The organism is Candidatus Micrarchaeota archaeon (genome assembly GCA_028866575.1).
Taxonomy (GTDB): domain Archaea; phylum Micrarchaeota; class Micrarchaeia; order Micrarchaeales; family Micrarchaeaceae; genus UBA12276.
In genome coordinates this window covers 70,183-83,619 of sequence record JAGWHU010000005.1, presented here as the reverse complement: position 1 = coordinate 83,619, position 13,437 = coordinate 70,183, and the positions used below count along the sequence as shown (strand labels likewise).

Genomic DNA, 13,437 nt, shown 5'->3' with positions numbered 1-13,437 from the left:
TTCTGGACTGCAGGGTACAGCAACGGAAGTGTTGGTCCAAGAGACGAGAAAACATTGCAGAATTACATACGAAAACAAGATATATCTATGCAAACAACACTTACCTGAATGATACCACGACCTTTAGGTCGTGGAGAAGGTCATTTTATAAATGCCGGGATGGCGGAATCCGGTAACGCGCCGGTCTCGAGATTCGTATCTCAAGAGCTGATCTGTGATGCAAACAAGGCAACCGGTTTCCTTCGGGAATTTAGGGTTCAAATCCCTATCCCGGCGAACCATAATCCAGGAACTCCTCCAGCAGCACCGTGGCATAGGACCCTGCGGGCAACGAGAATCGCATCTCCATGGTATCGTCTCTGCAGACATAGCCAATATCCTTGTACGGGGCAAACATGACCCTGTAGGTTCCGCGCGAGTTCAATTCATTGAGACCATTGACCTTGAACGACTCTATCCCTATCCCTAGCTCGTCAAGCAGCCTCTGCTCCGTTTCGGTAACTGATTTTGTGTCGTATCCTATGATGTTTCCCACCGCGAACTGCGCATTTCTGTCCTTGTCATACGGGGTAACCTCCTTCAAGTCCGGGAATCCGAATTCATTTGCCTTGCATACGAGGTCTTTGCTTTCCGGCTTTGATGTGCCGTTGGCTATCCTTTCCTCAAGGACCCTGTTGAATATGTACGCCTCTACCGAGTGTACAAGCATCAGGGATATCGACCTAGGGAGCTTCCTTATCGCATTTGCGTAATTGTTCGGATACCTGGAAAGGTATTCTATCATCAGCCTTTCGTATTTCAGATACTGCGGGAAATATCTAATCGCATCCTTGAAGTCGCGCTCCTCTGCAAGCCTCTTCCTTGATTCCATTGCATCCTCGTTTGTCTCGTTCTGCGTCTCCGTTAGAAAGCTCATGGCCGCGCCCTCAAAATCCCCTTTCAGTATTGCTACTCCAATATCCACGTTCGCGCCCCTGTTACCGAAGCGCTGCTCCCCGAAATAATTTGGGAAAGTACCGTGGAGTTCGGAAATTATCCCTTCCATTCCGCTGCAATCGCGCGCATCCCTTGCGAGGATCCCGAACCTGTTGCCCATCAGGTCGCCCATCTCTATTTTTGAATTGCTGTACCATGCGCCGTTGATGCTTATGTCCTTTATGTGCACCGAGCTAATCTGCTCCGGCCTTACCCCGAAAATGCTGCAAAGCTGCGTTGAAACCGAAGTCCTGTCCTTGGTGCCGGCGAAAGCGGTAGACTTTATGCCCCTCCTGAACTTCCTCGCTATGGCCTTCAGCGCCTGTGAGGTATTCCATCCGGTTTTCTGCATCACAAAAATGGAGAATTTTCCATCCGCCTGCGCCCCGATCCCGAGCATTTCCGGGGAATATTTTTTTCCTATCTCCAGGACGACCCCGCCTGCCGTTATCTCCTCTACCCTGAAATCGCCCGGCATGCTCTTTATCATACCATGGGCCCTTCCGCCCTTGGACAGCCTCAACATCTGCAACAACTAGTTAAATTTCGTAGGATTCCCCGTTGCGCGGCACTATCGCCTTGTACTTCCCCGATATGCTGCTCCTCAAGTCCTCTGACTTGCTCTTTTCCCCGTGCATTATGAACACGTTCTTGAGCCCGCTCACCTTGCCTATCATCGTCTCCAGCTGCCGCCTGTCAGCATGTGCTGAAAGGTGGTGCGACTCGACCGAAAGCTTCACCTCCACGTTGTACTTGTCAAGCTTTATCCTCTTGACGCCGTCCTGCAGCTGCCTTCCCGGCGTTCCTTCCGCCTGGTAGCCTACAAGTATTACCTTGTTTGTAGAATTGCCCGCAAGCTTCTGCAGGTAGTATATTACAGGACCGCCCGTAAGCATTCCGCTTGTGGTGACTATTATGCAGCTTTCCTCCTCATTCACTATCTTGCTCCTCTGGCTCTTGCTGTCCACCGGCACAAAATTGCTGCTCTTGAACGGATCGTAATCGCTCATGAGTATTCGCATCTGCAGCTCCTTCCTGCAGAATATGACGTTGTGCCTGTGTATCCTCATCGCCTTGTTTATCATGCCGTCTACGTAAATCGGCACCTTCGGCAGCAGCCCGGAATTAACATAATCGTCAAGCATGAGCAGTATCTCCTGCGCCCTTCCGACCGCGAACGACGGTATTATGACCTTGCCTCCGATGCTTAGGGTTTCCTTTATGCCCTTAAGCATCTTTTGCGCAACCACTCCCTCTGCCGGGAAGATATCATTCTTGCCGCCGTAAGTGCTTTCTATTATCAGGCTCTTCGCCGCAAGCCCCTTCATGTCAGCTCCCTCTAGCAGCTTTGTCTTTGCCAGGTTCAGGTCGCCGCTGTATATCAGCGTGCTCTTGCCGTCGCTTACGCTTATCATCGAGCTTCCCACTATGTGCCCAGAAGGCAAAAACCTGACTGTAAGGTCGTTGATTTTTACATCCTTCCTGAAGTCGCATACCTTGTAGCTCTTCTGCAGCCTGTTCAAGCCCTCCTTTGTCACGTCCCTCGGATTGGATATGTGCATGTAGTCGCTTATCAGCACGTTGGTAAACTCCATGGTCGGCTTTGTCGTGTATATGCTACCCCTGTAACCTGCTGAATATATGTGCGGCAGATAGCCTATGTGGTCCAGGTGCGAATGGGATATGAATATCCCGTCTATGCTCTTGAGCTCCTCGTCCTTTATTGTCGGGTGCTCCTCGACCTCTCCGAGCTTGATGCCCGCATCAAGCAATATCTTTGTCTTCCCAGTGCTTATCAGGACGCAGCTTCTTCCGACTTCCTGTGCGCCTCCAAAAAAAGTAACTTTCAATTATTCACCTATTTGTATATTGTTTTTCTGTTTTCTATTTGTCATTTATTTTTGCATCTTTTTTCTTTATTACCGCTATGTCCTCGAGGTTGACCGTAGGCTCTTCCGCAGACTGCGCCTTCCTGTGCCTCTGCGGCTTGCTCTGCCAGCTCCCTATGCCGAGAATCTTCCTCAGGGAAACGTATAAACCATCGAGCCTTGAGTCCAGCTCGACTATCTTGGAGTTTATCTCTGTCACGTTCTTCTTGTACTCCTCGATGTCCTTGCTTATGAAGCCGATCTTGCGCTCGAACCTTACCAGCGCAAGCGCCTCGTCGAGCTCCTGGTTTATCTCGTTTATCTTTCTGATTATGTCCTTCTCCTGCGCAAGGGACGATGCCTCCGTGGATATCTTGAATTCAAGCCTGGATTTTAGCCTTTTCAGGTATCCTATCCTTTTCCTCTTGCTCCCGTCCTTGTCCTCCTCCTTCTTCATCTTCAAAAGCCTGTCTATCGCCGCGGATTCCGCCTCCTTGTAGTTAAGCCTCCTCCTGCAGTCCTTGACCTGCGTTATGAGCTTGCTCCTCTCCTTCCTCAGGTTGTCTATCTCGTCCTTCAGCTTGACGGCTTCGGGATTATTAGACTCCTTTATCAGCACGTTCAGCGACTGCCTGTTGCTGTCGACTTTTTCGCCCCTGCCACCATGCTGGTTAGGATTTGCTCCTCCGGGCTTTGCCGGGTCTGTATTGTTTATCTGTTTCTGTTGATCTTTGTTTTCCAGTAAATCGCCTTGGATATTACTAAAAGTTAGTGTGATTATGAACTTTCATTATTTAATATTCTTCTGTATAAGTCTAGTAGGTCGGTAGTCGTATTCTCTATTGAATACCTTTTGGCCGTAATTCTCATTTCTTTATAAGAGTCAATATTATTTATAACCTTCTTTATTTTTTTTGCACAATCCATGCTGTCGTTAGGCCTGAATTTCTCCCCGTTCTTGCCGTCCTTTATGACGTCCCTGAGCGCCAGGTAATCTGCCCCTATGACCGGCTTTCCGGATGCCATCGCCTCCAGGGACACAACCCCCTGGGTTTCGAACGTTGAGGGTATGCAAAAAGCGTCGCACGCTGCATAGTACCTCGGCAATTCAGAGTTGTCTATGAATCCCGCGAATTTTATCCTGTCCTGGAGGTGCATGCGCTCCACCATGCTTTGATAATGCTCCTGGGCTGGCCCAGCCCCTACGATTGCGAACCTTATCCTCTCTTTCTTCAGCGCTCCGGCAGCCTTTATCAGCGTTTCAAGCCTCTTCTCCTTGCTTATCCTGCCAACATACATCACGAGCTTCTCGTCGCCCTTTGCAAACCTTTTCCTTATTGTGTATCCGCTTACTTCAGGATTGAACTTCCTTATGTCAACGCCGTTTGCTATGACATCCACATTCCTTATGCCCTTGCCGTTTAGCATCCTCCTTATCGCATCGCTCGGCGCTGCAACCCCGTCGCACTTGTTGTAGAACAGCCTTGCGTACTTCCATGAATACTTTATTATGGTGTTTGTGACCCTCCTGTTGCCTACAACATACTCCCTTATTACAGACCTGTCCGTGAAAAGCGTATGGAACGAACCAACTACCGGGGTTTTGTCGAACTTGGACAGCAGGAGCGCATGCATGCCCATCATGAATGGGGTATGCGCGTGGTTTATGTCCATCCTTAGGTTCATTGTCCTTAGCCTTGAGCCGAGCGGGAAGAGCGCAACGCTGTACTGCGGGTATCTCCTGAAGCTTACGCCCCTGACCACGACTATGTTCTTGTATTTGCCAGCCATCTGCCTTGTCTTGCCGGTGCCGCTGGCGTATACGTATACCTCATGGCCCCTCTTCTCTAGTTCTCTCTTGAAATTGAGTATGGATATAACGACCCCGTCAACAGCTGGCAGGAACGTATCGGTATAAAAAGCAATCTTGAGGGATTCAGACATTAACTTGCCTTAATTAGATCTTTACGGCATCGCCGCCAGAACTCTTTATCTTTTCGATTGCGGTCGCGGAAAAGCCGCTTGCCTTTATCGTTATGGCCCTGCTCAGCGAGCCGTTGCTCAATACCTTGTAGTTCTTGAGCTCAATTACGTTGTCCTTTGAATCTGCCAGCATCCTGTCAACGTTGCGAAGGGTTATCTCCTTGAGCCTGCTCCTGCTCCATGGCTTGAAGCCAACGCTCCTTATGAGCTCCGGGGTCTTTGCGGTGACGTAGGTCCACTTGTGCTTTTTGCCGCCCTTTCCTACCCCGCCGCGGTCGCCCTTTCCTCGGGCGTTCTTTATGTTGCCGGCCCCCCACCTGCGAGTTCCAAGGTACTTCCTGTCTCTTTTTTCCCTTCTGACAACCATTTTTACACCATGCGTATTATGAGCTTGTTTATTTCCGCGCCCATGTATCCTAGGGAGCCTCCCTGCTTGAAGTGCAGCTTGGTGCTCTTGTAGCCGTGCCTGGGCGGATGCAGCCTGAAGGGCAGATGGCTCCTTACCTTTTCCGCATCGTATTTCCCGTCAAGCAGTTCCTTGGCGTTGAGCTCCTTGGCGTGCTTTTCAAGCAGCTTTGAGAGCGTTGCCTCGTCTATCTCGCCGTATGCGACATAGTTGGTGCACTTGTTTAGCATTCCATTGTAGGAGTCCGTTACCTTTACCAGCGTGCAGTTGCTTACCCTCTTGAGGTTTAGCCTGTTGAGCGTCTCTGTTATGTCAGACCTAACGTTAACCCTGCCCCTTATCCTTACTACTGCCACTAATTTGTCTTTTAATTGATTCTTTTTCATAAAAATTCGAACCTTAGCTTTCTTACATTAAGGGATTAAATATTACATATCTATTATGTTGGAATAGGTATATAATCCTTGCTGTATGCTCTGAATCCCATTTGTATATTATGCTGCTGGAAGGCAGTGCATGCGCGTTACAAAGCATGACGATGCAACATCTCTGCCTGCAATGAGTCCAGATGTGAGCGCATATTCCCTATCCGAAAAGCGCCTTCTGCCTGCTTTCGCCGCTTTCCGGCTTCCTCTTCCTGTTCAGGAGCTCAAGCTCACCGAACACACCGTCATACCCTGGTATTATGGTTATCCTGTTGGCCCTGACGTTGGCTATCGCATCTGCTATGTCCCCAGAGGAGTTTTCTCTTATGGTTTCAAGGTCTGCATTAGCAAGTATGTCGAATTCCTTTCCTATGGAGAGGAGCTTCCTGTACTCGGATACTACGCCAGGCGTGTATATGCTCTTCCGCATCACGTATGCTATGATCTCTATAAGCGGCACCAGGCTGGTATAAGGTATTGCGTTTTTAGGCCTGTACCCTATCGGCCTGTCGGCCAGGTCCTTCACCCTGTGCAATACGCCTATTGTGAGCCTTTTGCCGCACACCCTGCAAACAGCAAGGTCGCTCCTCGTCGGATCCACAGAAAACTTGCACTGCCTATGGCCGTCAAAATGGTATTTGCCCTCCTCTGGATAGAATTCAATGGTGCTTTTCAGACGCCTGACGTCCTTATTTTCTATTGCTCCTATCACTTCACCGTAGGAAAAGTCCTTTTCCTCAAGCTCCAACACGTTCGCCTCCCTTCCCAGCTTCGGAAGCGAGTGCATGTCGCTGTTGGAAAGGAGCGTGTACTTGTCAAGGCTGGAAACCATCCAGTTCATCTGCGGATCGCTTGACAACCCTGTTTCCAGGGCGTGTATGTGCTTTTCCTGGTCTTCATAAGCTTCCTTTATGGAATTGAACCCGGAAAGCGAGCCGAGAACCCCGAAGTACGGGGTCCAGGCATGGGCAGGAAACACCATAGACTTGCTGCTTACCTTGAAAACCTCCTCTACGAGTTGCGCCGCGCTCATGGAAAGCTGCGGCCTTCCATCGGACTCCAGGTTGCCATGCCTGGAAAGCGCCTCCCTTAGCATATCCACAGAATCAAAATCCGGAAGCGTTATTACATGATGGACCTTCTTTACCCTGTTGTCGCCTCCTGTGAATATTGTTGATACTTCGCCGCTCAAAATGAACCTGACTCCAGAGTCCGATCCATTTACCCTGAAAAGACCAGTGTCACCCACCTGCTCTAGGTTTGCCTTGAGCTCAGAAAGCCAAAGCCCATGCACGAAATCGCTGGTGCCTATGAGCCTTATCCCCTTTTCAAATGCCGCAGTTTCCATTCCTTTGACGGTAATCTTGGAGCTGCACGCCATGGCGAACCTTGAATGCGTATGAAAATCAGCTATTATCTGCATATGTCAAAGCCTCTTTGCAACCCCGTTCTTTGGGCATATGCCTTCAACCGGGCATTTGCTGCAGTAAGGCACCTTCTGGCAGATGGCCTTGCCGTGCGCCTTGAGCACGTACCCGAACTTGCCCCAATACTGCCTAGGTATCCTTTTCTTCAGGTCGTCTTCTATCTTCTCGGGGTTGCTGTTCAGGCTGAGTCCCAGCCTCTGCGACAGTTTTATTACCCATGTATCTACAGGTATGCCCTCAACTATGCCGTACGCGTTTATCAGTATCGTGTTTGCCGTCTTCTTTCCTATTCCCGGAAGCTCAACAAGCTCCTGCATCTCCTTCGGCACCTTTCCCGAATGCCTTTCCTCAATTGCCCTGAAGGTATTGATTATGTTTTTGGCCTTGTTGCCTGCAAAGCTCACGCTCCTTATCATCCCGACAAGCTCGCCTGGATTTGCATTGGCATAATCCTTTGCGGTCTTGTACTTCTTGAACAGGTCAGGGGTTATCCTGTTGACTACCTCGTCCCTTGTCTGCGCAGAGAGTATTGCAGCCGCGACAAGATCCACCGGTGTCCTAAAGTCAAGGTAATAATGCGCGTCGCTGTAGCGCTTGATCAGCCCAGATGCAAGCTTCCTGGCGCTATCATCATCCAAAAGCCTTGGAGACCCCATGAATATAATTTAACAATGATATTTATTTAAATCTGAGAATGCAATGTATATACTCAGCACTTTAATGGCACGGCATGGATGCTAATTTTAGGCGCTAGGATGGACAACTTCTGCCCCAATTGCAAGATTATGATTTTTCCAAAGGACTACGGGAACGATGTGTACGTAGAATGCATGAGGTGCGGATACAGGAAGGAATTCACCAACTGGATAGAGCACGAATGCCCGGAATGCGGCCACGGCAAGGCCATTGTTGTACTGGACCAGATGGTAAGGGGCGATGAGGGAATGACTACAATACTCAAATGCCTAAATTGCGGGAACGTTGAGAAGGAAGGATACAAGGGGTACTAGGCGATGGAAGCCAAAGCATATGCAAACGAGATCCTCAGGAGGCTCAAGAGAAAATACCGCAGCGAGATGGAAACTTCGCTCAGGCATTCAGGGGAATGGGAGCTCCTGGTGGCAACCATGCTATCGGCGCAGGCGCAGGACAAGCAGGTGAATAAGATAACCGCGCGGCTGTTCAGGAAATACGGATCAATAGGGGATTTTGCAGAATTGCGGCCGCAGCAGCTGTATCCTTACATAAAGAGCATAGGCCTATACAGGGCGAAGGGCAAGAACATAATAAAGACCGCAAGGGCGCTGAGGGACAAATTCGATCTTAAGGTGCCTGATACGCTCGAGGAGCTAACTACGTTGAGTGGCGTGGGCAGAAAAACGGCAAACGTAATACTTGCAAACGCCTTCGGGATCAACGAAGGCATAGCTATAGACACTCACTGCATCACAGTTGCCAACAGGCTAGGCCTGGCAAGGACGAATAACCCTTACAAGATAGAAAAAAGGCTCATGAAGTTAATCGATAAAAGGGACTGGGGCAACCTGACGCACCTTTTCATAGCACTTGGAAGGGACGTCTGCACCGCAAGGGCAAAGCACTGCGATAGGTGCGTGCTTAGGGACATATGCCCCTCCAGCACTGCGAGATGATGGATTTGATGGCATGCCTTTTTAGTGGTGGAAAGGACTCCACTCTGGCTCTGCACAAAGTGCACGATAAGGGCAACGGCGTAGAGCTCCTGATAACGATGGTCTCCAAGAACGACTTCAGCTATATGTTCCACAAGCCAAACATAAACCTGTCATCGATGCAGGCCGAAGCGCTAGGAATAAGGCAAGTTGTGTACGACACAAAGGGCGAGAAGGAGGATGAGCTTAAGGACATTGAAAGGGCCCTAGTTGAAAACAACGTGACTGAGCTCGTGACTGGAGCTGTTGCCAGCGTTTACCAAAAGGAAAGGATAGAGGCCATATGCAGGAAATTATCGATAAGCGCCATATCCCCTATATGGCATATAGACCCGATGGCTGAGCTGTCGGAGCTTGCAAGAAATTACAGTGTCATAGTCACGCAGGTAGCCGCGGAGGGCTTTGGCAAGGACTTCCTCGGGGCAAGCATAAACGATGAGATGATCGAAAAGCTTTCGTCATTGCATAAAAAATACAGGATCAACATGCTGTTTGAGGGAGGAGAGGCTGAATCATTCGTACTTGACGCGCCTCTGTTCAAGAAGCGGATAGAGATAACCGAAAGCCATGTTGAGTTCTCCGGCAGCGTGGGCAGGTACGTGATAGATACTGCGCATCTCGCAAGCAAATGAATCCGAAAGGGATATCTAGATTGTTATACAAAATAGAATAGCTTTTTGTAGGTGCTAATGGGGCCTGTGGTCCAACGGTTAAGATATCAGCCTTACACGCTGAGGATCGGAGTTCGACTCTCCGCGGGCCCATTTCCGGTTAATGCAGCCTTTTGGACGGGAATAAACCCTATTCTTGATAGATGTTTTATATATTATGCTCCAAAGGATAGTGATTGGATGTCTGATCTGGAAAAGGTCGTTGATAAATTTTCCGGCTTCATAACAAGGGAGCAGGCGGAATACATACTGGAAAACACGAACCATCAGGCAACGAAGACGAATTTCACAATAAAAGAGCTGCTAAGCTCAATCGATGCCAAGAGGGAAAACAACACCGTAAACATAAAGGACAAGGTTTACAGGATTTTCAACCCTACAGGCAACGGCAGCGTTGCAAAGAAGAGGATCATGATACTTGGTGAGGAAGGCTCGACGATGGCGCTGAGCCTAGACGGCAAGCTTTCGGAGTCCGTTGACATTAACCCATTCGAGCGCGGCGACAATGTGCTTGTGAGCAACGCAGTTTTGGATCTTTCCAGCGGGTTGAAACTGACCAGTACAAGCAACATAAACAGGATAACCCAATCAAAGGTGGAGCCCATAGCCGACTATTCTTCAATAAAGGAGGAGCTGCGGAAGGTTGATGTTGCCGGAAGGGTCGTTGAGATAAGCCCGATAAGGTACGTGAACAGGCTGGGCAGCCAGGGTCAGATAGCGGTTGCTTCATGCGTAGTTACCGACCTTGCCAATACGATGAATGCTTCATGCTGGGGCTCGTCAGCATTGGTGACTGCGGGCCTCAAGGCAAACGATTTCGTGAAGATGGAGTTCTGCGACGTGAGAATGTGGAACGGCAAGTTGCACATATACGTCAACGACGATTCAAGGATTTTCAAGAGCAACTCCATGGCGGGCAGGCTGGTGCAAAACAGGAAGTAGCTATCTCTGCCCGTACTTGTCCAGGAACGCCTTGTACGAATTTACCAGGGCATCGGGCGCGGAGGGCTTGAATTTCTTTATTATCTCCTGCAGGCTGGCCATTGCTATTTCAACCTCCTTGCCGGTGCTCACGCTCTCGTTAAGCGCCTTCTGTTTCGCTTCCCTGCATATGTTGGCTATGTCGGCACCGGTATATCCCTCAGTCTCCTTCGCCAGCTCGTTGAAGTCCACATCGCCGCCGAGAGGGACGTTCTTTGTGTAGTTTTCAAACATCACCGCCCTGTGCTTCTCGTCAGGCGGCCCTACGAATACCAGCTTGTCGAACCTTCCCGGCCTAAGTATTGCAGGATCGAGCGAGCTGGGCCTGTTGGTAGCGCATACGAGCACAACTCCCTGCGTTTCCTTGAGACCGTCCATCTCCTGTAGGAACTCATCCGTGAGCTGGACGCCCTTTTCAGTTGCATGCTTCCTTTTCGGGGCTATCCCGTCTAGCTCGTCTATAAACAATATGGACGGCGCGTTCTCCACGGCGCGGTTGAATATGTCCTTTATCGCAGCGGTTGCCTTTGCTGAGCTCTGCTGGCCTATTTCCGCACCGTTTATATCAAGCATAGTAACGCCCTTCAATTCGTTGCTTATAGCCCTCATGAACATCGTCTTTCCTCCTCCCGGGGGCCCGAACATCAATATGCCCTTTATCGCCTTGACGTTGTATTTTTTGACCAGCTCCGGATGCTCCATCGGCACCTTTATTGCATCAACAACCGAATTCTTCGCATCATCAAGCCCGACTATGTCCTCTATCGCGGTTTCCTTGTACTTCTCTATCTTTTCCTGCTTCAGGGTCCTCCTTTCAAAGTCAATCTTGAACTTCTCGTAATCCTTCAGCTGCGAGAGCGAAGTTGACGGCTTGGTCGCCAGTATGAAGCTCTTCAGGTCCTCCTGGGTTATTTCCAAAACCCTGTGCTGGCTTGCGGCCTCCTGCGCTATCTCCTGCGCGACGTTGTCGCAAAGCGTCTTTATATCAGCTCCGGTGAACCTCTCCGTCATCTTGGCTAGGTCGTCTATCTTCACGTCCTTCGATACTGGTAATCTGCTAAGGTATATCCTGAAAATCTCTTTCCTTCCATTGAAGTCCGGCAACGGCATGTATATCGCCTTGTCGAACCTTCCCGGCCTCAGGAGCGCCGGGTCTATCAGGTTTGGCACGTTGGTAGCACCTACCACTATTACGTTCCTCAGTTGCTGGAACCCGTCCATCTCTATGAGCAGCTCCGAAAGGATCTGCCTGTGCACCTCGTCCACGTTAACCTGGGACCTGTTCCTAGCTACTGAATCGATTTCGTCGAAGAACAGCACGCAGGGCGCATTCTTCTTTGCGGTTGCAAATATATTGGCAAGCCTTCTTTCAGTGTCACCCGGCGAAGAAGAGATGAGGCTCGGTGCCTTAACCAGGAAAAACCCTGCCCTTATGTCGTTTGCTATGGCCCTCATGAGAAGGGTCTTCCCGGTTCCAGGGGGCCCGAACAGAAGTACGCCCTTTATGGGCTTTATGTTATACGCCCTGGATACCGCCTTTTGCTCTATCGGGGAGATTATGGCGCTCCTCAGCTCCCTTTTTGTAGCCTCGTAGTCCCCTATGTCTGAGAATTTATCGGAGGTATTGCTGTATATCAAGTCTTCAAAGGCCTCCCCGAACTTTAGCCTGAGGTCCTCCTTCCTAACGTCAAGTGCCTTCACAACGTCAATCTTGTAAAGCTCCAGTATGTATATGAATGCCGGTGCTATTATGAAGCTTCCAAGGGGGAGTAAGTACGTGAAGCTGTTCCTGAAAGAGAGGGATACTGCAAAATATATCAGCGGATAGCCTATTCCTATGAGGCTTGCCTCGGCGCCCTTGTATGCGGATCTGCTGGCTACCGCAGTGGTATCGATAAACATCACAATTATGACTATTCCTATGAGGTCAATCATGTACTGCAGCGGCTGCACCTCCAAGGCCATGAAAAGGGCCGCGAACTCCGAATACATGTAGCTCACTATGTTCTGATTCCCGATATTGGCCGTTACCACGCCCACGTCGCCAGGGAACGTTAGCATGCTTGCCCCCTGCTTGTTCGGAACGGAATAATTCAATGCCGGAGTAGTGGCCAGTTTATTGTGCGCTATCTGGGCATTGTAGGATATGTAGCCGGTGTTCTGCACGCCGGTTACCCCTGAAAGCATGACGACGCCGAGGACGAACAGCACGCCCAGAAATGCCGAGCGCCTGTAGCCTACTATGAGAACGCCTATTATCAGCGTGGGTATGGCGAATATGTATCCCAAAGGCGACAGCGCCAGCGGAAGGAGAATGGCTGCGAATATGAATGTCCTGTAATGCCTGTATCCAAAGACCAGGCCTATGGACATTATCATGATGAAGATATATGCCAAAGATGGGGTTTGGTACATGAGCATGGGGAATATGACGGCCATGAGTACTATCAGGCCCAGGAATGCATGCCTTAGCGTCACTATGAAAAGGGCAAATGCGATCAGCGCAAGCATTATTATCGGATAGAAGGGGAATGCGCCCCCGAAAGCTATCAGAGCCGCAATCACCAAAAGGGAGTCTACAAAATTGGGGTTTGTCGTTACGTCGGCATATACGTCCTTGATGCGGTAAAGTGCCATAGGTGCCCTATGATACTTCCTTATCACGTCCTTGGATATATTGCTCCTTATGGAGACATTTTCATCATTCTCCTGTTGGACCATTTAAATCAATCAAATCATTAATATTTTTACAATACCAAATCCATAATCAATTAAACATTAATAATATTACTTTTTATAATATCCAATGCGCTACGGCGAATTTGGTGCGTCTATAAAGAATATTAAATATTAATGCTTAAATAATCAATATCCCGTTGTAGCTCAATGGCAGAGCGGCCGCCTGTAGTCTGTTATGCTAACAGGAAAATGTTAGAAAGCGGCAGGTTGTGTGTTCAATTCACACCAACGGGATCTTCCAAAATCAAGCCGATGACAAAACCAATCAAAA

General features: G+C 49.4%; 13 protein-coding genes and 3 tRNA genes. 7 read left to right on the top strand and 9 right to left on the bottom strand.

Annotated elements, in window-relative coordinates; all coding sequences use genetic code 11:
- Positions 1 to 153 precede the first annotated feature (153 nt).
- A tRNA-Ser gene (locus KGI06_04015) sits at positions 154 to 276 on the top strand.
- Here the strand turns inward: KGI06_04015 and truD are convergent.
- The 8 genes from truD to KGI06_03975 all read right to left on the bottom strand — a co-directional run bounded on the left by truD (position 266) and on the right by KGI06_03975 (position 7,722).
- Complete coding sequence (truD, locus tag KGI06_04010; GenBank protein MDE1871376.1) at positions 266 to 1,501, bottom strand: tRNA pseudouridine(13) synthase TruD; 1,236 nt, start codon at positions 1,499 to 1,501, stop codon at positions 266 to 268. The two genes, KGI06_04015 and truD, sit on opposite strands and share 11 nt — an antisense overlap.
- 13 nt (positions 1,502 to 1,514) lie before the next feature.
- Positions 1,515 to 2,825 (bottom strand): MBL fold metallo-hydrolase, encoded by a 1,311-nt coding sequence (locus KGI06_04005; GenBank protein MDE1871375.1) that lies wholly within the window; start codon positions 2,823 to 2,825, stop codon positions 1,515 to 1,517.
- Positions 2,826 to 2,859: 34 nt separating this feature from the next.
- Positions 2,860 to 3,462 (bottom strand): hypothetical protein, encoded by a 603-nt coding sequence (locus KGI06_04000; GenBank protein ID MDE1871374.1) that lies wholly within the window; start codon positions 3,460 to 3,462, stop codon positions 2,860 to 2,862.
- A 158-nt stretch (positions 3,463 to 3,620) separates the two neighbouring features.
- Positions 3,621 to 4,787 carry a glycosyltransferase gene (locus tag KGI06_03995; protein ID MDE1871373.1) on the bottom strand — a complete coding sequence of 389 codons (1,167 nt, stop codon included), beginning with the start codon at positions 4,785 to 4,787 and terminating at the stop codon, positions 3,621 to 3,623.
- Between the two features lie 13 nt (positions 4,788 to 4,800).
- Positions 4,801 to 5,193: a mitochondrial large ribosomal subunit protein uL15m gene (locus tag KGI06_03990; GenBank protein ID MDE1871372.1), complete on the bottom strand. Its 393-nt coding sequence runs from the start codon at positions 5,191 to 5,193 to the stop codon at positions 4,801 to 4,803.
- Between the two features lie 2 nt (positions 5,194 to 5,195).
- The gene (locus KGI06_03985; GenBank protein ID MDE1871371.1) at positions 5,196 to 5,618 is read right to left on the bottom strand and encodes an uL30 family ribosomal protein; all 423 of its coding nucleotides are present in this window, start codon (positions 5,616 to 5,618) and stop codon (positions 5,196 to 5,198) included.
- Positions 5,619 to 5,817: 199 nt separating this feature from the next.
- The gene (locus tag KGI06_03980) at positions 5,818 to 7,080 is read right to left on the bottom strand and encodes a DNA helicase UvrD (protein MDE1871370.1); all 1,263 of its coding nucleotides are present in this window, start codon (positions 7,078 to 7,080) and stop codon (positions 5,818 to 5,820) included.
- A gap of 3 nt (positions 7,081 to 7,083) precedes the next feature.
- Complete coding sequence (locus KGI06_03975) at positions 7,084 to 7,722, bottom strand: endonuclease III (protein ID MDE1871369.1); 639 nt, start codon at positions 7,720 to 7,722, stop codon at positions 7,084 to 7,086.
- Positions 7,723 to 7,839: 117 nt separating this feature from the next.
- Here KGI06_03975 and KGI06_03970 point away from each other — a divergent pair, with 117 nt between their 5' ends.
- The 5 genes from KGI06_03970 to KGI06_03950 all read left to right on the top strand — a co-directional run bounded on the left by KGI06_03970 (position 7,840) and on the right by KGI06_03950 (position 10,388).
- Positions 7,840 to 8,094: a hypothetical protein gene (locus KGI06_03970; protein ID MDE1871368.1), complete on the top strand. Its 255-nt coding sequence runs from the start codon at positions 7,840 to 7,842 to the stop codon at positions 8,092 to 8,094.
- Positions 8,095 to 8,097: 3 nt separating this feature from the next.
- A complete protein-coding gene (nth, locus tag KGI06_03965) occupies positions 8,098 to 8,736 on the top strand; it encodes an endonuclease III (GenBank protein MDE1871367.1) in 639 nt (212 codons plus the stop codon).
- 8 nt (positions 8,737 to 8,744) lie between these two features.
- Positions 8,745 to 9,407, top strand: coding sequence for a diphthine--ammonia ligase (locus tag KGI06_03960; protein ID MDE1871366.1), 663 nt, complete (start codon positions 8,745 to 8,747; stop codon positions 9,405 to 9,407).
- 60 nt (positions 9,408 to 9,467) lie between these two features.
- Positions 9,468 to 9,539: transfer RNA gene (locus tag KGI06_03955), tRNA-Val, on the top strand.
- 87 nt (positions 9,540 to 9,626) lie between these two features.
- Positions 9,627 to 10,388, top strand: coding sequence for a hypothetical protein (locus KGI06_03950; GenBank protein ID MDE1871365.1), 762 nt, complete (start codon positions 9,627 to 9,629; stop codon positions 10,386 to 10,388).
- On the opposite strand, the gene KGI06_03945 is transcribed toward KGI06_03950, so the two are convergent.
- Complete coding sequence (locus KGI06_03945; protein MDE1871364.1) at positions 10,389 to 13,148, bottom strand: AAA family ATPase; 2,760 nt, start codon at positions 13,146 to 13,148, stop codon at positions 10,389 to 10,391. It abuts the gene before it with no gap.
- A 151-nt stretch (positions 13,149 to 13,299) separates the two neighbouring features.
- On the opposite strand from KGI06_03945, the gene KGI06_03940 reads away from it, so the two are divergent.
- Positions 13,300 to 13,400: transfer RNA gene (locus tag KGI06_03940), tRNA-Tyr, on the top strand.
- Positions 13,401 to 13,437: the final 37 nt, after the last annotated feature.

Bases quoted from the DNA above. Each gene is read 5' to 3' on its own strand.
- truD (MDE1871376.1), bottom strand. From the start codon at position 1,501: ATGTTGAGGCTGTCCAAGGGCGGAAGGGCCCATGGTATGATAAAGAGC.
- KGI06_03995 (MDE1871373.1), bottom strand. From the start codon at position 4,787: ATGTCTGAATCCCTCAAGATTGCTTTTTATACCGATACGTTCCTGCCA.
- KGI06_03990 (MDE1871372.1), bottom strand. From the start codon at position 5,193: ATGGTTGTCAGAAGGGAAAAAAGAGACAGGAAGTACCTTGGAACTCGC.
- KGI06_03985 (MDE1871371.1), bottom strand. From the start codon at position 5,618: ATGAAAAAGAATCAATTAAAAGACAAATTAGTGGCAGTAGTAAGGATA.
- KGI06_03980 (MDE1871370.1), bottom strand. From the start codon at position 7,080: ATGCAGATAATAGCTGATTTTCATACGCATTCAAGGTTCGCCATGGCG.
- KGI06_03970 (MDE1871368.1), top strand. From the start codon at position 7,840: ATGGACAACTTCTGCCCCAATTGCAAGATTATGATTTTTCCAAAGGAC.
- nth (MDE1871367.1), top strand. From the start codon at position 8,098: ATGGAAGCCAAAGCATATGCAAACGAGATCCTCAGGAGGCTCAAGAGA.
- KGI06_03960 (MDE1871366.1), top strand. From the start codon at position 8,745: ATGGCATGCCTTTTTAGTGGTGGAAAGGACTCCACTCTGGCTCTGCAC.
- KGI06_03950 (MDE1871365.1), top strand. From the start codon at position 9,627: ATGTCTGATCTGGAAAAGGTCGTTGATAAATTTTCCGGCTTCATAACA.
- KGI06_03945 (MDE1871364.1), bottom strand. From the start codon at position 13,148: ATGGTCCAACAGGAGAATGATGAAAATGTCTCCATAAGGAGCAATATA.